The 20,884-nt window shown below is 46.1% G+C and carries 13 protein-coding genes; 9 read left to right on the plus strand and 4 right to left on the minus strand.

Annotation, left to right across the window (positions count from 1 at the left end; genetic code table 11):
* Positions 1–43 precede the first annotated feature (43 nt).
* The 4 genes from DN611_RS12425 to DN611_RS12440 all read right to left on the minus strand — a co-directional run bounded on the left by DN611_RS12425 (position 44) and on the right by DN611_RS12440 (position 6,659).
* Entirely contained in the window at positions 44–1,150 is a 1,107-nt protein-coding gene (locus DN611_RS12425; protein ID WP_119311529.1) for a hypothetical protein, read from the minus strand.
* Entirely contained in the window at positions 1,147–1,878 is a 732-nt protein-coding gene (locus DN611_RS12430) for a PstS family phosphate ABC transporter substrate-binding protein (protein ID WP_160117440.1), read from the minus strand. The genes DN611_RS12425 and DN611_RS12430 overlap by 4 nt, the downstream gene beginning before the upstream one ends.
* A 470-nt stretch (positions 1,879–2,348) precedes the next feature.
* The gene (locus DN611_RS12435; RefSeq protein ID WP_119311531.1) at positions 2,349–5,270 is read right to left on the minus strand and encodes an SIR2 family protein; all 2,922 of its coding nucleotides are present in this window, start codon (positions 5,268–5,270) and stop codon (positions 2,349–2,351) included.
* A gap of 771 nt (positions 5,271–6,041) precedes the next feature.
* Entirely contained in the window at positions 6,042–6,659 is a 618-nt protein-coding gene (locus DN611_RS12440) for a hypothetical protein (RefSeq protein ID WP_145985103.1), read from the minus strand.
* Between the two features lie 329 nt (positions 6,660–6,988).
* Between DN611_RS12440 and DN611_RS12445 the strand changes: the two genes are divergently transcribed.
* The 9 genes from DN611_RS12445 (at position 6,989) to DN611_RS12485 (ending at position 20,855) form a co-directional block, all read left to right on the plus strand.
* Entirely contained in the window at positions 6,989–7,573 is a 585-nt protein-coding gene (locus tag DN611_RS12445; protein WP_333637362.1) for a type IV toxin-antitoxin system AbiEi family antitoxin domain-containing protein, read from the plus strand.
* A complete protein-coding gene (locus DN611_RS12450) occupies positions 7,570–8,436 on the plus strand; it encodes a nucleotidyl transferase AbiEii/AbiGii toxin family protein (protein ID WP_333637346.1) in 867 nt (288 codons plus the stop codon). The genes DN611_RS12445 and DN611_RS12450 overlap by 4 nt, the downstream gene beginning before the upstream one ends.
* Before the next feature lie 115 nt (positions 8,437–8,551).
* Positions 8,552–11,776 (plus strand): helicase-related protein, encoded by a 3,225-nt coding sequence (locus DN611_RS12455; protein ID WP_119311533.1) that lies wholly within the window; start codon positions 8,552–8,554, stop codon positions 11,774–11,776.
* A gap of 59 nt (positions 11,777–11,835) precedes the next feature.
* The gene (locus DN611_RS12460; protein ID WP_119311534.1) at positions 11,836–13,572 is read left to right on the plus strand and encodes a DUF262 domain-containing protein; all 1,737 of its coding nucleotides are present in this window, start codon (positions 11,836–11,838) and stop codon (positions 13,570–13,572) included.
* A 35-nt stretch (positions 13,573–13,607) separates the two neighbouring features.
* Positions 13,608–14,261, plus strand: coding sequence for a DUF4391 domain-containing protein (locus tag DN611_RS12465; protein WP_119311535.1), 654 nt, complete (start codon positions 13,608–13,610; stop codon positions 14,259–14,261).
* Entirely contained in the window at positions 14,258–15,070 is an 813-nt protein-coding gene (locus DN611_RS12470) for a hypothetical protein (protein ID WP_119311536.1), read from the plus strand. Before DN611_RS12465 ends, DN611_RS12470 begins: the two co-directional genes overlap by 4 nt.
* Positions 15,051–17,081, plus strand: coding sequence for a site-specific DNA-methyltransferase (locus DN611_RS12475; RefSeq protein WP_119311537.1), 2,031 nt, complete (start codon positions 15,051–15,053; stop codon positions 17,079–17,081). The genes DN611_RS12470 and DN611_RS12475 overlap by 20 nt, the downstream gene beginning before the upstream one ends.
* A 1-nt stretch (position 17,082) precedes the next feature.
* A complete protein-coding gene (locus DN611_RS12480; RefSeq protein WP_119311538.1) occupies positions 17,083–17,799 on the plus strand; it encodes an HNH endonuclease in 717 nt (238 codons plus the stop codon).
* Entirely contained in the window at positions 17,796–20,855 is a 3,060-nt protein-coding gene (locus DN611_RS12485) for a type III restriction-modification system endonuclease (RefSeq protein ID WP_119311539.1), read from the plus strand. The genes DN611_RS12480 and DN611_RS12485 overlap by 4 nt, the downstream gene beginning before the upstream one ends.
* Positions 20,856–20,884: the final 29 nt, after the last annotated feature.

Raw genomic sequence — 20,884 nt, forward strand, 5'->3', positions numbered from 1 at the left:
AAATATGGCTGCATTTGGCGGTGTGCCGATCCCCTTGTACAGATCAGTCTGTGTTTGTTTGCATCTGGCAGCGGAACACCAGGGCATTGTCGGCAAGAGACCGGAAGCAGAAACAGCCGTCCTCTATCGTTGAACACAGGCCCGCCCGGACAATGACCGAAGTCTCAAAGCGCGTCAGATCACAGTTTTCCGTCAAAAGCCGGCCCTCCTTGTCAAATAGGGCGTAGTTCCCGTCCCCGTTTTCTCCGCTGCGGTAATATCCGCAAAAATAAGTCTCGCCTGTCACCGGATCGATGACCGACTCAAGATATTGACAGCCCTTGACCTCCGGAGGGTCTGGCATATTGGCGGAGATCGCTTCGTAGTCGATTTCGGCGCTGTAGCCCGTAGGCGGCGTGTCCGTGACGGTTCCGTCTGTAAAATCCAGATAGAGACGAACACCCTGATCCAGATATTCGCCATTGGCAAAGTAGGATACTGCATAGCCCACTTTGTCGTCTGTCCAGTCAATGAAGGGACCGCCTTCTGTTCCCCAGTCTAAATCCTCCCCAAACCAGGGTGTGAACAGGCTGCTGTCAAAGTGCGTCGTGACCTCCCCATCCGAATTCCAAAGGTCGAGGGAGCCGTCGGCCGTCGCGGTCAGCAGCAGGCCCTTGCCGCTGGAAACATTGTAGCTGTCCGTCAGCTCGTGCGCCCAACGGCCATCCGCGGCGGCAAGCGTGCGGGAAAATGCACCGCCGGAATACGAGTCCCCGCCGCTGACGCCCTCAGGGTCACCGCGGTAGAGGATGAGAAAGTCGTCAAAAAAGTTGATTCGCGCGTAAACAGGATCGCTCACAAGTTCGCCGCTGCTGGTCACGAGCCCGTAAAAGGGCAGGGTGTTAATGACATACTGCTCCATGGAGGCATACCTGCCGATGTAGGGGAGCAGCGCGCCATAGTCGTCGCGCGGCTGGAATCGGTCTGCCCCGCAGTAACCCGCATGGTAGGTGTAGACCGGACTCTGCGGCTCATAGGGCGTGAGCTTCGACCAGTCGGTGTAGACAGGCGATCCGGTGTCATCAGGTTGGACGACGGATGTTTCCGCCTGCGGAGCGCAGCCTGCGAGGAGGAGCAGCGGCAGCAGCCATGCTGCTATCAGTTTCTTCATGGCGCATCCCCCACATCCATCGTGCTCACGTAACCCTCGTGAGCGACGAGCTTCTGACCTTCCTCGCTCATGAGCCAGTCGTAGAGGACTTTGGCGGGTGCGTCATCAGCGAGGCCGGCCGGAATGACCACATAGGAATCGTTGATGAAAGGATACTCATGGGAGCGGATCGTCTCTTCGTTCGGCTGTACGCCGTCCACCGCGATGATCTTGAGCCCGTCCGCCATTTTCATGTCATGCGCGTAGTAATAGACGGTATAGCCGATGGCCGCGGCAGAGTCATTGTAGGAGGCAACCACTTCAACTAGGTCTCCCATTGCACCGCTGACATATTCCGTCGGCGCCTCCATCAGCGGAATATCGCCCATGACCAGATTTTTCATTGCCGTCTGGCTGCCGGCCTCCTCATTGCGCTGGAAGGGGACGATCTCCACATCGTCGCCGCCCACCTCGCTCCAGTTGGTGATTTCGCCGGAGTAGATCTTCTGGATCTGCTCGGTGGTGAGGTTATCGACTGGGTTGTCCTGATTGACGATGAATACCAGTCCATCCACCGCAAACGTGGAGATCTCCCACTCAAAGCCCTGCTCCTCCTTTTCGGCGTAAATTCCTTCAGGCGGTGCACCGGAAATGAGCAGGTCGGCCTGCCCGTACATCAGTTCCCGATAGGATTGTGTGGTGCGGGAGAAGTTGATCAGGTCGGCGACCTCCTCGCGGGTCTCGCCCAACAGGACGCTTGCGATGGCCTGACCCAGGGGTACCATTGCAGTTGAGCCGTTGAGCCGCGGGAAGTTCTCGCGGGTAAAGACGAACTACTCCGTCTGCTGTGTCTGCGTTTCTTCCACCTGCGCAGACGTGTCACCGCAGGCAGTCAGGTTCAGCAGGAGCAGAAGTGACAACGCGGCGGCAAGCACCTGTTTCATGCTGCAGCACTCCTTTCTGACTTCTCTGTGTCCATGTTATGAATCCGCGGCATCTGTAGACATAATAAGTATAGCAGATCGAATGATTTATTTCCACCATCCGAAGGAAGGGATGGGCCGCGGAGCAGACGGCTGATCCCGCCGCAGCAGAGTCTCCCGACCCGCCGGAGGAGATCCAGTGCAAGGTGATACCGGTTGAGAGGGTGGGATAAAAAACGATGCCCAAGGGACGCGAGTTTGTCCCTTGGGCATCGTTTTTCTGTCGAAACCGTAAATCAAAAGCGTTGAAGTTCATCTTGATCCAATAGAATACCATATACGATTTTTTGCTGCTCCTCGGTTGCAATACCCAGGTCAAAGCTTTTTCTCAAATCATCAGACAATACCTCGCTTTTGTGTTTAACAAAGTAAGGCTGATATTCTTTGGAGTATATGAGATTTTGCCACATATAATTCTCGGTTTTTACCTGAGAGTAGTCGAAAGCCTCTGGATTTACCATGAAGGAAAGATGTTCGGAGTAATGGACATAGGGCTCTAACGAAGTAAGGTCTATATCAAATCCTAATAGCTTTAAGATCATGCACTCTTCAATGGTCACCATTAACCAGTCAGGAAAAGTACGCATCCCTGGCTGTGCTTTCCTTGCAGCATCTTGTTTTTCTAAAGTAGAGATAAATTTTGCCCAGCACTTCTTTTCGAATGGTATAAATTGACCTGTCAGCAAGCTATAGCACTGTTCAGATGACAGATAATCAAAATGCTCTTGAAAAAAGGAACGGCAGAATTCTTTTGTGTAAAAGTATCTGAAGAAGTACAGTTGTTTTACCTTTTGAGCCACATCCTCAATCGCATCGATGTGTTGTCGGATTCGTCTTTTGACTTCTTCCGATATCTCGTCGGAGAATTTCCTAAGGATGTGTCCAAACGAACTGTTTTTTCGCTCTATGAGTAAAGAGAAAATTTCGTCTGTCAAAAGTGCATCAAGGAGCAAAGTCCTTTCTGCACAGTGGCCATTAACTAACATATGATTTATAGCCAGATCAATAGCATCAAAACTATTTTCTGCCATGACGGGAGCCGACATTGCTGCTTCTGTAACAACTCCTGCCAAAGCCTTAAAAACAGCACATATGCTGGATTCATCCAAGTCGGTCAAACAGAGAATCATTATAAAGCTATGAATCTGTTCTGTCCAATATTTGATTCTGAATCGAGACATGCTGGCACATAGGTTTATAAATTTTTGAGTAACATCGATTTCGTCCTCGATTGTCAAATGCTGTACTGAATATTTTTCCAACCAGGATTTCAGAGTCTTAGGTGAAGTAAATTTTACGAGCATATCCAAATCCACTTCGCTAATTGGATAATTACATTCCTCTGTATGAGCTCTGATGCCCAAGAAATCCGTGTTTTTTTTTTGAGGTGAGTACGAACAGAGCAACGCCTTCAAATAATAACTAAAGTATTCTTTGGGTTCTGAAAAGTAGTCAAGCGGAACTCCATTTTTTTTGAAAAAGAAATAGTAGTCGTAAGCATAGGCTTTCAATTCCCATAAATAAATGTGTGGATGATCGAAATAGGTAGTTCTGTTATTAAATGCGTACCTCTTTTCGTGTTTGGTAAGAACATCTGCCATTTTCTGCATATTCTTTGCTGGAGAGTCAAATAACATTCTTAAAAAGGATACAGCGTTTTTGTATCGCTCAGGCGGAGACATATTGAATGCCCTTTGCAGTTCTAAGGTTTTATTCTCCTGTCGTTCAAAATAGGAAAGTGTTGCAATACGCGCCCGCATTTTAGATAGTAAAATAGAAATATAATCGTCAGGAGGATTTATTTCAGTAATAGCAGAGAGCAATTTTTCAATATGCTTCTTATCCTTGCCGAGTAAATTACTATAGTACATTTTCTGGACTAAATCTTCACAGGTTTCGATCTCGGTATTTAGCGCGATGTAGTCATTGTCAAGGTACAACTGGGAAAGAGAATCTATAGGATTATAGGCACCCGGAACAGGGAACATCAAATCGTCTCCGTAGAATTGAATTGCGGATATACCAGCGCGCCTATAGATATCAGAAACGGTAGAATCGCCGCCAGATAAGAGCTTTTGAATACATTCATACCACGGCTTATCATAGAAAATGAGTTCCGTGTCCAAAAATATTGTCCGACCAAGTGGATGCACCGTTATGAGATCTTGGTGTGAAATCTTAGAATACGACTTTAATAGCTGATACTTCTCAACAATTCGATCTTCAAGCGGAATATGCTGATAAGTAATTTTGGGATTCGTGATGCAGCGAAGGAAAGTAAAAAGTTTTCGCCCGGTGTCATTAGTGATAGAAGCAGGGATAGTTGCTTTTACTTCTAAATCTGAAGGCAAAGAACTAAGGTCAACAACATAAATATTTCTGTTTTCCAACCGAGCCTGTTCAAATGGTGTGGCGGGCTTTGAGTCAATCCAAAAGTTTGCGGGACGGGCCTCTATGCCGTGAAGTTCCCTAAAATAATTGATCCATCCAATGATTAAGTTGAGGTTATTGTCATTTAGGGAATATCCGAGGAAAACGAATGTGTGATTGACAAGAAGCGATTTGATGAAGGTACAAATCAAAGGGTGTTCTTGCTCATATTTGATGTAGTCATTTTCTTTGAGAACAATAGTGTCCGCTTTCTCAAGGTCGCCATGCATTTTGATAATATAACGGTCACTTGCCTCTGCAAGTAGATCGCTATCTTGAGTTACGACAGCATATAACAAGGAATTTACGGATTGAGATTTCTCAAGGAGCGAATCGTAATTGGTCGTAATGATATGGTGCGGAAAGACCGAAAAAATCTCATCATCAATTGGGTTGGAGCCATTATCACTATGCAATGTACTCTGGATTAGGCCAAAATAATCGGCATGGTTTTCAGAGGTATCTTGCTGATAGTAATACTCAGGGATGCGAAGAAACTCATCTTGCGTGTATTCGTATTGGTCTTTGCAATCTGCCTTGGGACAATCTGCGGTTCTTTTCTTACAAGTATCGCATCGGCTATAGCCAAGCTCATCTGCAAACTTTTTTATTAAATCCCACCATGCAGGTACACCTGAGTTTTTAGAGACTCCGGCTCCTACAAAAATTACCAAGCGATCATCTTCTTGTGCCTTCTGTATTTCTTTTATTGCAGTTATCCAATCCATAAATAACTCCTCGTTTACAATGAGTTCCCTCTCTCTTTGAACACAGCGCACGCTTCTTTTGCAATATCTGATAAGATAAAAGCCGCATGGGAATCACCCATACGGCTGCCTTGGCGGCACAAAGGCCTACCGTAGAATTATTATAGGCGACAATGCTGGAAAATTCAAGATTCCGTCGTATCTGCGGCGAAAATACCGAGTTGCACCCGTTAGGGATGGGTTAGGGATTTAGCAGTTTCGGCGGCTATCATCACTCATGCGCTCACCGCTTTTCTGTTCCTTGAATCACCGCTGAACAGCAATCGTCCAAACCGCAAAAGCAGAATAAAAAACGCAGAAAATCCGCCTGAATAGGCGGATTTTCTGCGAAAAGTGGTCCGAGTGGGGAGACTCGAACTCCCGGCATCTTGCTCCCAAACTTTTGAATAAAAATTTTTCTACTTTTTCCGACGCTTTATAGCCGCTTTTGCTTTATTATAGATGCTATTCGCAACTCTTGACTCCACTGTTTCCGCACACTCCACGGCTGTCTGTAGTCAAACATGTGGTCAAAAACCGCTTTCTGAACACCCTCGTGACAGGGGCCAGAAAGCGGTTTTTATGGTTTGACGGAGTGACGCGGACAGATGATTAGTCGCTCCGGTTTGCCGCATTGTACCTCTGATGAGGTGGTTAAGCAAGTCCTTTATACAGGGATAGGCGGCGCAGAATTTGCATCGCTATAGACAAAGATATACCCCCAAAAGATTCTAACTGAGATTCACACTCGCCTTATCCGAAGAAATGTTCTTTTATATCTGTGACGCCGCCATCCTTGTCGCAGAACCACTCATAATTAGAATGGCAATTTTGGCAGCGAGCTATCACATCAAAGCCACCAGGTGAGTGCCGGTTGCTGGTAATACTCATAACTTCCAATGGCTTCCCACAGACCGGACAAAGCCTAATTTTTCTCGCTTGACGAGTAGCGCGCTCCTCCTGCTCTGCTTTGAGTGCATCTAAGAGACTGCGCCAGAGATTTGAATTTGGATCATATTCTGCATAGTCTTCAAGCTGTCGACGAATATCATCGGTAGCCAAAACGAGAAACTTATCATCCAAAAACTGACGGTGACGCTTGATATAATCGGCGACTACTATGGGCATATATGTGTTTCTGTCCATCGCATACCGCATTGCCGATAGCAGGATCAAGCGAAAATTAGAATCGCAGATTGGGGCGAGCAGATCCTGTGGGAACAGCAGGAGCACCTTGCCGTCATTCATGAATACGCGCAGCGGGTGCTGTTCTTCTGTTACCCGGTCCAGTAAGTTGTTGGTTTGCTCTTTCAGCTCATCAATGGTGATGGATTCATAGTCCTGAAATGTGTCTGATTCGTAATTCATCATCTGACCTCCGTTCACTTTGTCCTCGCTATCAGGTGTTGGCATTGTAGCTCTGACGGAGAGGTTAAGCAACTCCTTTGTGCAGGGATAGGAGGAGCAAAATTTGTATCGCTATAGGCAAAGAATAAAAACTTTCCTTAATTCTGATGGCATCTTAAGGGGCAGCTTGTCAGAATATGGGGAAGAGGCTTGAACACGCGAAATGTAATTGACTTTAATCGTGATTTCAGAATAAATATTTTACGATTGACTCCCAAAGGACGTTGACTTTTATCATAACTGCAAATATAATATTATTGAATCGTTGTAACCGAGGTGATTGTGTGGATTACATGACTGAGCTCTCCGCTATTGCCAAAACACATGGTGGAATTATCGAGACGAAAATAGCTGCACAGAGAGGTATCTCAAAAGCAGTGCTTTACAAACTGTGCAAGGAAAATAGAATTCATCGTATCGTGAAGGGCCAATACATTCTGCCCGATGACATACAGGACGAGCTGCTGGCCATCAGCAACCGTTCCAACAAAGTTATTTTTTCGCACGAAACGGCCCTGTACCTTCACGGTATTTCCGACCGCACACCATTTGAACATACGGTCACTGCACCGTCTGACTGTATTCCGTCTGCGGCAATCAAGTCGGAATGTAAGGTGTATTATATCAAGCCTGAATTGTTTGAACTCGGTAAAACAATGCTGAAAACACCTGCCGGAAACGAAGTCCCCACATACGACTTAGAGCGTACGATCTGCGACGTAATTCGCAGCCGCAACAAACTCGGAACAGAAACGTTTCACGCTGCCTTGAAGTTATATGCGGCAGATCCCCAAAAGGATCTAAACAAACTGAACTTTTATGCAAAACAGATGCGGGTGGCCAATGTCCTGCGCCAGTATTTGGAGGTACTTCTATGAGTAATGCAATGAGCTTGAAAGCGAAAATCCGAAACATTGCAAAAAAGAAGAATATTCCTGCACAGGTCATTTTGCAGAACTATATGTTCGAGCGCCTGTTGGTGCGCCTGTCTGTCTCTGATTACAGGGAAAAGTTCGTGTTGAAGGGCGGTATGCTGGTGGCTGCCATCGTCGGGCTGGATAATCGCGCTACAATGGATCTGGATACCACTCTGAAAAACCTGCCTCTCACACCGGATGCCATCCACAGCGCACTGGAGCAGATCTGCGCAATTCGCTTTGACGATGGTGTCTCTTTTGAGATCGGAACCATTTCACCCATCCGCGAAGATGACATATACGGCGGATACCGGGTTATGTTGAACGCATGGTTTGACACAATTGTTACTCCGCTGAGTATCGATGTGTCCACTGGCGATGCCATCACGCCTCATGCAGTACAGTACAACTTCTCTGAGATTTTCGATGACGAAAAAACCTACGAGCTGTGGGCATATAACATCGAAACTGTCATGGCGGAAAAAGTGGAGACCATCTTGCGGCGCAGCGTGTTCAACACCCGTCCCAGAGATTTTTATGATGCCTATATATTGGCTACAACGCAGAAATTTGATCAAGCAGTATTTGAAAATGCACTACAGGCAACAGCCAATCACCGTGATACGGCTCGACAGATCGAGGATGTTCCCGGCATTCTTCAGAATATCGAAGAAAGCCCAGAGCTCAAGACAATGTGGGAAAGGTACCGCAAACAATTCACCTATGCAGCGGGTATTGAATACGAGCAGATTATAAATGTGCTGAAAACGCTGCTGGGAATAAATGCGATTGCCAAGAGAGAAGCGCCTGTTACAGATAAATGATTCAAATCTGAAATCTGACGGTAGATGTAGGAATGTGGAGATCTAAGGCTGAGTCCCGTTTTTCGTACAGTTTATAGAAATTAGAGGTAGTCTTGCGCCTCGATGGGGGGATGAAATGCTGATTATAGATAACATAAACAAAACAGTTAAAGAAGACTTGCAAGCAGGTATTCAAAAGGGCAGCAAGATGTCTGTTGCGGCGGCCTGCTTCTCAATCTATGCGTATCAGGAACTCAAAAAGCAACTGGAAGGCATAGAGGAACTGCGTTTCATTTTCACCTCTCCGACCTTTATCACTGAGAAAGCCTCCAAAGCGCAACGGGAGTTCTATATCCCTCGCATTTCCAGAGAGCGCAGTCTGTATGGTACGGAGTTTGAAGTAAAACTCCGTAATGAACTGACGCAGAAAGCGATTGCGAAAGAGTGTGCAGACTGGATTCGGCACAAGGTGGTTTTCAAATCGAACGTCACCCAGGAGCAGATGATGGGTTTTATGACGGTTGATGAAAGCACCTATATGCCTATTAACGGGTTTACCACAGTCGATCTCGGCTGTGAGCGCGGCAACAACGCCTATTATCCGGTGCAGAAGACAGAGAGTTTTGAAAACGCCAACTACTTCCTCAAGCTCTTCGAACAGCTCTGGAATGACAAGAAGAAGTTACAGGAAGTCACTGACGTCGTAATCGAGAATATTTCCGCTGCATATCGTGAGAACGCCCCTGAATACATCTACTTTGTTGCGCTCTATAACATTTTCAAGGAGTTTCTTGATGACATTTCCGAAGACGAATTGCCGAATGAGGCAACAGGTTTCAAGGAAAGCAAAATCTGGGGAATGCTTTATAACTTCCAGCGCGATGCAGTTCTTGCCATCATCAGTAAACTTGAGAAATTTAACGGCTGCATTCTGGCAGATAGCGTAGGTCTTGGTAAAACCTTCACTGCGCTTGCCGTCATCAAGTATTACGAGAACCGCAACAAATCTGTGCTTGTTCTCTGCCCCAAAAAACTTTCTGAGAACTGGAATACATACAAGGGCAACTATGTCAACAATCCCATTGCCACAGACCGCCTGCGCTATGATGTGCTCTATCATACGGATCTTTCCCGTGAGCATGGACAGTCGAATGGCATTGATCTTGACCGTCTAAATTGGGGCAACTATGACCTTGTTGTCATTGATGAGAGCCACAACTTCCGCAATGGCGGGGAGGTGTCCGGCGAGGACGCAAAGGAAAACCGCTATCTGAAACTGCTCAATAAGGTTGTTCGCACTGGCGTGAAAACAAAAGTGCTGATGCTCTCAGCAACACCGGTCAACAACAAGTTTATCGACCTCAAAAATCAGCTTGCACTCGCTTATGAGGGTGATGCCTCGCAGATGAACAAAAAGCTCGACACGACCAAGAGCATTGATGAAATCTTTCGCCAGGCACAGAAAGCTTTCAACGCATGGAGCAAGCTCCCTGCCGAAGAACGCACGACGGACGAGCTTTTGCGAACGCTGGATTTTGATTTCTTTGAATTACTGGACAGCGTGACGATTGCGCGGTCAAGAAAGCACATCGAAAAGTATTATAACACTTCTGATATCGGCAAATTCCCAGAGCGTTTGCCGCCGGTTTCCCTGCGTCCCTGCTTGACCGATTTGAATGATGCGATCAACTATAACGATATTTACAATCTGCTTATGTCGTTGAGCCTGACGATCTATACGCCGTCGAATTATATCATGCCGTCGAAGTTGGCAAAGTACATCGACATGACGCACCACAAGGGAAACAGCCTGACCCAGCAAGGGCGTGAAGAAGGCATTCGACGTCTTATGAGCATCAACCTTCTCAAGCGTCTGGAAAGCTCAGTCGCTTCTTTCCGCTTGACGATTGATCGCATTAAAAAATTGATCGACGATACGATTGGGACGATCAAAAATTATCAGTCTGGAGACTGTGTCTTGAATCTGACAGAGATTTCCGGCACAGAAGATTTTGATTACGACGATCAGAACACTGATTTCTTCTCCGTTGGCAAGAAGGTCAAAATTGACCTCGCTGATATGGACTATGTTTCATGGATGCGCGAGCTGGAAAAGGATGCGGAGAATCTGGAACTCCTGTCCCTCATGATTGCCGACATCACGCCGGAGCATGACACGAAACTGCAAACATTGTTTGATTTAATCCGGAAGAAAATCGAGCATCCCATCAATCCTGGCAATAAGAAGATCATTATTTTCACGGCATTCTCTGATACCGCAGACTATCTCTTTGCAAACGTCAGCAGATTTGCGAAAGAGAATTTCGGGCTGGAAACGGCAGAGATTACCGGATCGGTTGACGGAAGAACAACCATTCCGAAGCTCCGAGCCGATCTCAACACGGTTCTAACCTGTTTCTCACCCGTTTCCAAAGGAAAGTCGGTACTCCTGCCCGGAAGTACCGATGAGCTTGATATTCTGATTGCAACCGACTGTATTTCCGAAGGTCAGAACTTGCAGGATTGCGACTACCTCATCAACTATGACATTCATTGGAACCCTGTGCGCATTATCCAGCGGTTCGGACGAATTGACCGTATCGGAAGCAGAAACGACCATATCCAGCTCGTAAACTTCTGGCCGGATATGGACCTCGACGAGTATATCAACCTGAAAAGCCGTGTGGAAACCCGCATGAAGATTTCGGTCATGACCTCTACCGGTGACGATGACCTGATCAATGCCGAGGAAAAAGGCGACCTTGAATATCGTCGTGCGCAGCTCAAGCGGCTGCAAGAAGAAGTTGTGGACATTGAGGATATGACGAGCGGTATTTCTATCATGGATTTGGGACTCAACGAGTTCCGACTTGATCTGCTCGAATATATGAAGCAGCACGAGGACATTGAAACCGCACCAAAGGGTCTGCACACCGTTGTTGCGCAGACAGAAGATTCTCCTGCCGGTGTGATTTTCGTCCTTCGGAACATCAACAACAGTGTAAACATTGATAATCGAAACCGTATTCACCCCTTCTACATGGTCTACATCAGTGAAGAAGGTGAAATCGCCTGCGATTATCTCAATCCGAAGAGATTGCTCGACACCATGCGTCTGCTCTGCCGTGGCAAGGGTGAGCCTTGTGCAGAGCTTTGCAAACGATTCAATGACGAAACAGACGACGGACGCAAAATGGGTGAAATCTCTGAGCTGCTGAGCGAGGCGATCAATTCCATTATTGACGCGAAAGAAGAAAATGATATTGACAGCCTGTTCAAAAGCGGCGGAACAACTGCGCTGCTCAGTGCGGTTTCGGGACTGGATGATTTTGAGCTGATTTGCTTCTTAGTTGTGAAATAGCAATCTATCATTGAAAAAGATAGACTTAATTTCGGAAGATGCTCTGGGAGGATTACAACATGTCTAAATTGAATGTTGATCAGAAAACGATAAAAGATTTATTTCAGGATAAAAAAGCTGACTTTCTGATTCCGGACTATCAGCGCCCTTATGCGTGGGGAGAAACAGAATGCCAAACTCTATGGGATGATATTTTTTCATTCGCAATTCCTGACGAGGGCCGGGTAGAATTTGACAGCAATAGCGAATACTTCCTTGGTCCAATTGTTACCTTCAGAAATACAAATTTCAAAATGGAAGTCATTGACGGACAGCAACGGCTTACCACACTAATGCTCCTTCTAAGGGCCTTTTATACGAAGTTTGGTCATATGCAGGACAAGGCTTCCGTCGCAACTAAGCAAAATATCGAAAAATGCATATGGAAAACGGATGAGTTTGGCGAGCCGGATATGGCAACGCTAAAGATAGATTCTGAGGTGGCAACAGACAAAGATAAGAATGAATTTCTTGATATTCTTCGGACAGGTACGGTGAAACCTGAACAAAAAAGTCATTATGCAAATAATTTCATGTTTTTCCAAGGCTGCATTGATTCCTTCTTGGCAAAATATCCAACATACTTCGCTCATCTCCCAACCAGAATTATGAATAACTGTATTTTGCTGCCAATTGAGGCTGAATCGCAAGATACCGCACTGCGTATTTTTTCAACCTTAAATGATCGCGGTATGCCACTTTCTGATTCCGACATTTTTAAGGCGCAGTTTTATAAATTCTATACCGGCAAGGGGGAAAAAGATGCCTTTATTAAGCGATGGAAGGAACTTGAGGAACTTACTGAAAAAATATTCCATCCGATAAATGGTACGCCAATGGATGAGTTGTTTACCCGCTATATGTACTTTGTTCGTGCCAAAATGGGAATCAAGTCGTCTACAACGGAAGCGTTGCGCAAGTTTTATGAGAAAGACAATTATGCGCTTTTAAAGAAAGACAGTACATTCAACGATATGATTACCCTTGCTCACTTCTGGGAGGATGTTTCCAACCAGGATAGGGATCGGTTCTCCCCGCGGATTTTGCACAGATTATTTGTGCTAAACTATGCGCCAAATGGTATGTGGACGTATTTTGTATCTGTTTATTTTATGAAAAACAAAGATGCCAATGGCATGCTTGACGACGACGCATTTTACCAGTTTCTCAATAGAATTACAGGATTTATCTGGACTTATGCGGTTACTAATCCCGGAGTAAACGCACTTCGTACTCCTGTGTATGCTGAAATGGTCAATATCGTCAATAATCGGCCAGTATCTTTTGACGGTTTCAAATTTGAACCGGCAACCGTAAAAAGCATGTTTGCAAACTTCACATTTAGCAATACTCGCCCAATCACAAAGTCTATGCTTGCATGGTGGGCTTTCCAAGATGATCTACAGGAATTGATTTCTCTGGAAACAGTTTTGGAAATTGAACACATATATGCTCGCAATCGCTTTGACAAAGACAAATCGCTGTCAGATGTAAAGAATTTGGAGGCGATCGGTAATAAGGCTCTCCTTGAAAAACGAATCAACATTCGTGCTGCCGATTATCGGTTTTCTGATAAGATTAAATACTATCAAGGATTTACGAATAGTCGAAACCAGAAAAAAGAAGGCACAAAGAATCATGAACTGATTAATCTGGCCACAGCGGCGGATTTTACAGAGGATGATATCCGCAATCGCACGAGTCAGATTATGACTGCATTTTTGACTTTCCTATCAGAAAACAGCCTTACGAAATAGGTAAATAGGATTTACTGGGGAAAGAGGACTTGAGTATGCTTGGCTTCCCTGTATCAACGGAGTTCAACAAAAGAATCCCGAAGCAGAAATTCTATGAAAACCTCGATGTTTCTCCTGCCTTACACCGTATATTTGTTGATCAGATCAAGTTGGTCTACTGGCGAAACAAGCTGGCAGCGTCTACGCTGAACATCGCGGCTGGTGAAACCGTGACCGAGATTGAGGTGTTCGAGGTGCGGCTGAATGATCCGCAGCTTGACGAAGCAGTGCTAAAGCAAATCGACAAAGAGATCCCGTACCACATTCTCTTTATTCTGACCTGTGATGGCAAGGCTCAGGCGTGGATCGGCTACAAGGAGGCTGCTGCATCCGGTAGCAACGCCTTCAAGGTGAGCCGCTATTATCACACCGACTGGATGCCGGAAGACGAACTGCATCTCAGCATCGACGGCTTGAACATGGATGCCGTCTATGAAAGTCTCGTTCGCCAGATCGCCGGGGACAAGCTGCAAACAGATTCCGGCGAGAGCCTGAAAGAGTCTGTCGAGCGTGATGAAAAGAAGAAGCAGCTTGAAAAGCAGATTGCCGTGCTGGAAAACAAGATGAAGAAAGAGAAGCAGCTTAACCGGCGGATGGAAATGAATGCGGAGTTGAAAAAATTGAGAAAGGAGTTGAGCAGTGTAAAGTGAAATTAAAAATTACCGATTGGCTCAAAAAGCATCTGTGGTATATGGGTTTACTCGTGCTTGCCCTGATCATCCTTGCCCCCATTCTAATATCTGCTCTTGCGCCCCGTGTTTCGTCAGAAGTATCGGCAGATGGTTTACTTGGGTATATAATACAAGCTGTTTCTGCCGCAGGAACGATCCTCTTGGCGTATGTCGCTATACGCCAAAACAAGAAGTTTAAGGAAGAAAATGATAAAGCTCAAGAACGGCTTGAGAAGATAGCTTTAAGCGCTAATGAATTGTCTGTTATAGGCAAGGTGATAGAATATGAAACCGCTAATATTACCAGACTTGCAGAAAAGGTGGATAGGTATTACACTGCCTGCTCCGTTGACGGACTTATTGAGTACCTAAAACTCAATAATATCACGCAGGACGAAAATGGATTTTGTTTAGCAAAAGAAAGGAAAGAGAGTGAACTGAAACAACTCTTTTCTAACCTGTTTGATGAAGTGAAGCTTGACTTTCATAACTTTGATAGGATTGACAAAACTTCTGATGCTATTTTCGATATGCAGGAAAAAACCATGAATCTTCTGGAGAAAATGTATGAGGTATATTCGCATCAGAGTGCAGAATCCAGTGAGTCAGATGTAAGCGCATTTATAGAGTCAAGACGCGTGTTCAGAAATGAAATGGATTTACTTATCACCCGGAAGAGGCTTTACTTAGATTCTATTATTTATGGGCAGATAAGCTATGACAAGATAAAAAAAGACCACTATGGAAAGCAGAAGGAGAGTCAGCGAGATGGACAAAATGAAATTTGAATCGCCGGATATGACGGCGCAGAACATAGACCGCATTGCTGCCCTGTTTCCGAACTGCGTCACGGAGATGCCGGATGAAAACGGCAAAATCAAGCGGGCGGTCAATTTTGAGCTGCTGAAACAGATGCTCTCGCCGGACGTGGTGGACGGGGACGAGGCATACGAGTTTACATGGGTCGGCAAGAAGGCGGCTATCGTGGAAGCCAACAAGCCGATTCGGAAGACCCTACGCCCTGTGCTGAAAGATGAGACTATTCCGACTGGAGCCGATAGTGAGGGGAAACCATATTGCAGCAGCGGTAGCAAGGACTGGGACACCACCGAAAACCTCTACATCGAGGGTGATAATCTGGAAGTCCTCAAGCTCTTGCAGGAGAGCTATCTCGGCAAGGTCAAGATGATCTATATCGACCCGCCGTACAACACCGGCAACGACTTCATCTATGCCGACGATTTCATGCGCTCGCAGGAAGAAGAAAACGCGCAGATGGGAATGTACGACGAGGACGAAAACCGCCTGTTCAAGAACACCGACACCAACGGACGCTTCCATTCCGACTGGTGCAGCATGATCTATTCCCGGCTGATGCTGGCAAGAAATCTACTGACAGATGATGGGGTTATCTTTATCAGTATTGATGACAACGAGGTTAGTAACTTAAAGAAAATCTGTGATGAAGTTTTTGGTGCCCATAATTATTTGAATCAGTTTGCTTGGGTATCCAACATCACAGGAAGACAAATATCCGGGTGCGGTGCAGCGAAAACCTATGAGAGCGTCTTGGTGTATTGTAAGAACATTGCATCTTCTTATAGCTTGAATGTAGACATTTCATTTGCCAAAGAAAAAATGCCTGACTCTTATAAGGGCTTTAACAAGGATATTCGTACAGACAGCAGAGGTTCCTTTGCTATTGGCGATACTCTCTATAATCACAATCGCAAATTTAATGAGGAAACTCGTCCTAACTTGGTGTTCTCTATTTTTTATAACCCCCAAACAGAGGAAATCACAACTGGTGATATTGGTGAAGTAAAGCCGGGATTTGTCGAACTTCCGCCGCACTCTAATGGCGACGGCACTCATAAATATCACGCTTGGAGATGGTCAAAACAAAAGATTGCAAATGAAAGTTATGACTTGATTGTTTTACCAACCTCCAGAGATGGATATGAAATTTATACTCGTATAAGAGAATTTGAAAAAACCCTATTAAAAGATATTATTACTAATATTTCTAATGGGGATTCGGAAGTTCAAAAGTTGTTTGACGGAAAGAAATACTTTGACTATCCCAAATCAGTTGACTTACTCAGAACTTTCATAGGCGCTATTAATGATACAAATGCTATCGTTATGGATTTCTTCTCCGGCTCTGCCACCACTGCCCATGCCGTCATGCAGCTCAACGCCGAGGACGGCGGACACCGCAAATTCATCATGGTGCAGCTTCCCGAACCCTGTGACGAAAAGAGCGAAGCCTACAAAGCAGGCTACAAAAACATCTGCGAAATAGGCAAGGAGAGAATCCGCCGTGCGGGTGAAAAGATCAAGTCTGAAAGCCCTATGACGACAGGTGACCTTGACGTCGGCTTCCGTGTCCTCAAGCTGGACGATACCAACATGAAGGACGTTTACTATGCACCGGATGACTACGATCAGGGGATGATCGTGGGTCTGGAATCCAACATCAAGGATGACCGCACCGACCTCGACCTGCTGTTCGGCTGCCTGATCGACTGGGGGCTGCCGCTGTCCCTGCCGTATAAGTCCGAGCAAATCGACGGCTGCACCGTCCACACCTACAACGACGGCGATCTGATCGCCTGTTTTGACACGAACATTCCCGAAAGTGTGGTCAAAGAGATCGCACAGCGCAAGCCGCTCCGTGCTGTCTTTCGCGATTCCGGCTTTGCGTCCAGCCCGGAGAAGATCAACGTGTTTGAGATTTTCAAGCTCTATATGCCGGAGGATGCAAATGACATTTCCAAGCGTGTGAGAGTGATTTGATATGGCTTTTTCAGAAGATATAAAAACGAGGACAATGGTTGCATGCGGGAGATGTTGTTGCATTTGCCATAAGTTTTGCGGTAATAATATGGAAGTTCACCATATTAGGGCGCGTGCAGATGGCGGTACAGATACATACGACAATGCAATCCCACTTTGCTTTGATTGTCATGCAGAGGTTCGGCAATATGATCCCAAACATCCAAAAGGAATTAGGTTTACAGAAAAAGAACTAATCCAACATCGTGATAATTGGTATAAAGCCATAGCGTCAAATGGCGAAAAAGAAGCAACGACTGATGCGGAATATAAGCCGGTAAAGATATTAAGAGAAAAAGGACATGAGGATATTCTTCTGCATTGCATATCAACGGGTCAAGAATTAGTGGCAATTATGGATGGTTGTTTCGCTATGGAATGTTCTTATGAAGAACCGAAAACTGCTGAAGAGGCCGAGGAAATTAGTAAATTTATTCAAATTGTAAACGATCAACTTGACTGTTTGGATAAGTATGAGCCAAGTTATCGGGTTGTGATTGCGTTTTCGTTAAATGAATCTATTAGCTCTCTTAATAATGCTGGATTTTTACCATTTATGGCAGTAGAGAAACGAGTATTAACTGGTGGTATTACAAATGCAAAAGAGCCTTTTCCGACCTTGCTGCTTAGAATTGTCCGAAAAGATAGTGACGAGATTATTAAGAGGGAGAATACATGAAACTCCAATTCAAACATCAAAAATTTCAAGCGGATGCGGCAAAAGCAGTTGTTGACGTTTTCGCCGGACAGCCATACCTCACACCCACCTATATGATGGATCGTGGTCTTGATGATGGTGAGCAGCAAGCAATCGCAACGATGGACGATTTTACCGGCTGGCGTAATGAACGCATTGTGCCGGAGCTTTCCGACAAGCTGATTCTGGAGCATCTGCAAAAGGTACAGCGCACGAATCAGATCAAACCGTCCGAAAGGCTGGAAGGACGCTACAATCTGACTATCGAGATGGAAACAGGTGTCGGCAAGACCTATACCTACATCAAGACCATGTATGAACTGAACAAGCACTATGGCTGGAGCAAGTTCATCGTGGTCGTGCCGAGCATTGCCATCCGCGAGGGCGTTTATAAGTCCTTTCAGGTGACGCAAGGGCATTTTGCGGAGGAATACGGCAAGAAGATTCGTTTCTTCATCTACAACTCTGCACAGCTCACGGAAATTGACCGCTTTGCGTCGGATAGCGCCATAAACGTTATGATTATCAACTCTCAGGCGTTCAATGCCAAGGGTAAGGACGCGCGGCGCATTTACATGAAGCTGGACGAGTTCCGCTCCCGCCGTCCAATCGACATTATCGCAAAGACCAACCCGATTCTGATTATTGACGAGCCGCAGTCGGTCGAGGGTAAGCAGACAAAGGAACGCCTGAAAGAGTTTCATCCGCTGCTGACGCTGCGCTACTCCGCCACTCATAAGGCGGACAGCATTTATAACATGGTCTATCGCCTTGACGCAATGGAAGCGTACAACAAGCGGCTGGTCAAGAAAATCGCCGTCAAGGGCATCACTGAGTCCGGCAGCACGGCAACCGAGGGATTCGTCTATCTGGAAAGCATCAATCTTTCCAAATCCGACCCGACGGCAACCATTCAGTTTGATTGCAAGGGTGCGTCCGGTATCCGCAAGAAAACGGCAACAGTCGGAATCGGTTATAATCTTTATGACAATTCCGGCAATCTGGACGAGTACAAAGTCGGCTTTGTGGTCAAGTCCATCGACGGACGCGATAACTCTGTGGAGTTCCTAAATGGTATCAAAATCTTTGCCGGTGACGTGATCGGCAAGGTCAGTGAAGACCAGCTTCGCCGCATTCAGATCCGCGAAACGATTCTTTCCCATCTTGAGCGGGAACGACAGCTTTTCCATAAGGGTATCAAAGTCCTGTCCCTGTTCTTCATCGACGAGGTTGCGAAGTACAAGCAGTATGATGAGGTTGGGCATCCGTTCAACGGCATCTATGCGGATATGTTTGAAGAAGAGTACAACGATATTCTCAGCTCCATGCAGCGGGAAATCGGAGACGAGGACTACATACGGTATCTGGATGCGATTTCTGCCCACGATACCCATGCCGGTTACTTCTCCGTTGACAAAAAGGGCAAGATGACCGACAGCAAGCTTTCCGACAAGAAGGAGGGCACGTCTGACGACATTGACGCCTATGACCTGATCATGAAGAACAAGGAACTGCTTCTGGATCGTGACCCGAAAAAGTCTCCGGTGCGCTTCATTTTCTCGCATTCCGCGCTGCGCGAAGGCTGGGACAACCCGAATGTGTTCCAGATTTGTACACTGAAACAAAGCAGCAGCGAGGTTCGCAAGCGGCAAGAGGTCGGTCGTGGTCTGCGCCTATGCGTCAATCAGGACGGCGAGCGTATGGACGCCAACGTGCTTGGAAATGATGTGCAGACCATCAATGTTTTGACCGTCATCGCCAGCGAGAGCTATGACAGTTTTGCAAGAGGTTTGCAAAGCGAACTTGCCGATGCGGTTGCAGGACGCCCTGCGGCTGTTACCGCCGATCTGTTCAAGGGTAAGGTCATTGTGGATGCCAGAGGCAACGAGCAGGTCGTGGACGGCGATACAGCGCAGGCGATTTATTTTGATTTGATTGTCAACGGCTATATCGACAAGAAGGGCGTACTGACCGATAAATATTATGCCGACAAAGCAAACGGCGCGATTCAGGTCGCGGAGGAAGTGGCGGACAGCCGCGATGCTGTGATCAAGATTCTCGATTCCGTCTATGACAGCCGCGCCATGCAACCGGAAAACGCCCGTGACAAGAATGTGGAGCTGCAAGTTGATCCGGATAAGCTCGCCATGCCGGAGTTCAAGGCTCTTTGGAAACGCATCAGCCCGAAATCAGTATATGTGGTTGATTTTGACACCAATGAACTTGTTGACAAGGCGATTGCATCCATCAACCGAAATCTCCATGTGCCAAAGATATACTTCAAGGTTGAAACTGGCGCAATGGATGAGATCAAGTCAAAGGACTCGCTTCTTGACGGAAGTGCATTCTCGAAGTCAAAGTCATCTACTTATGACAGCAGCAAGCAAATCCGTGCCAACAGCAGTGTGAAGTATGATCTGATTGGCAAGCTGGTCGGAGAGACCGGTTTGACACGAAAAGCAGTCGTTGCAATTCTGACCGGCATTGAGAAATCCGTTTTTGAGCAGTTCAAATTCAATCCAGAAGAGTTCATTATCAAAGCAGCCGCTTTGATCAATGACGAAAAGGCAACTGCAATCATTCAACACATCACCTACAATGTGCTGGACGAGCATTACGATACGGATATCTTTACCGAACCGACCATCAAGGGCAAGCTCGGAACGAACGCGATGAAGGCACAGCGACATCTATACGACCATATCGTGTATGATTCTACAAACGAACGAGATTTTGCGACCGACCTGGACACGAACGCAGACGTTGCAGTTTATGTGAAGCTGCCGGACAGCTTCTATATTGCAACACCGGTGGGGCATTATAATCCAGACTGGGCGATTGCATTCTATGAAGGTACCGTCAAACACATCTATTTTGTTGCCGAAACAAAAGGCTCTATGTCCTCTATGCAGCTCCGGCTCATTGAGGAATCCAAAATCCACTGCGCAAGAGAACATTTCAAAGCAATAAGTAACGGAAATGTGGTTTATGATGTCGTGGACAGCTATCAGACGCTTCTTGAACGAGTGATGAAATAACTCGCAACTTATGAGTTGAGAGTTGAATT

The sequence above is a fragment of the Oscillibacter sp. PEA192 genome (assembly GCF_003574015.1).
In the GTDB taxonomy this organism is placed as follows: Bacteria; Bacillota; Clostridia; order Oscillospirales; family Oscillospiraceae; genus Oscillibacter; species Oscillibacter welbionis.

Bases quoted from the DNA above. Each gene is read 5' to 3' on its own strand.
- DN611_RS12475 (WP_119311537.1), top strand. From the start codon at position 15,051: ATGGACAAAATGAAATTTGAATCGCCGGATATGACGGCGCAGAACATA.
- DN611_RS12485 (WP_119311539.1), top strand. From the start codon at position 17,796: ATGAAACTCCAATTCAAACATCAAAAATTTCAAGCGGATGCGGCAAAA.
- DN611_RS12450 (WP_333637346.1), top strand. From the start codon at position 7,570: ATGAGTAATGCAATGAGCTTGAAAGCGAAAATCCGAAACATTGCAAAA.
- DN611_RS12435 (WP_119311531.1), bottom strand. From the start codon at position 5,270: ATGGATTGGATAACTGCAATAAAAGAAATACAGAAGGCACAAGAAGAT.
- DN611_RS12465 (WP_119311535.1), top strand. From the start codon at position 13,608: ATGCTTGGCTTCCCTGTATCAACGGAGTTCAACAAAAGAATCCCGAAG.
- DN611_RS12460 (WP_119311534.1), top strand. From the start codon at position 11,836: ATGTCTAAATTGAATGTTGATCAGAAAACGATAAAAGATTTATTTCAG.
- DN611_RS12455 (WP_119311533.1), top strand. From the start codon at position 8,552: ATGCTGATTATAGATAACATAAACAAAACAGTTAAAGAAGACTTGCAA.
- DN611_RS12480 (WP_119311538.1), top strand. From the start codon at position 17,083: ATGGCTTTTTCAGAAGATATAAAAACGAGGACAATGGTTGCATGCGGG.
- DN611_RS12445 (WP_333637362.1), top strand. From the start codon at position 6,989: ATGACTGAGCTCTCCGCTATTGCCAAAACACATGGTGGAATTATCGAG.
- DN611_RS12425 (WP_119311529.1), bottom strand. From the start codon at position 1,150: ATGAAGAAACTGATAGCAGCATGGCTGCTGCCGCTGCTCCTCCTCGCA.
- DN611_RS12440 (WP_145985103.1), bottom strand. From the start codon at position 6,659: ATGATGAATTACGAATCAGACACATTTCAGGACTATGAATCCATCACC.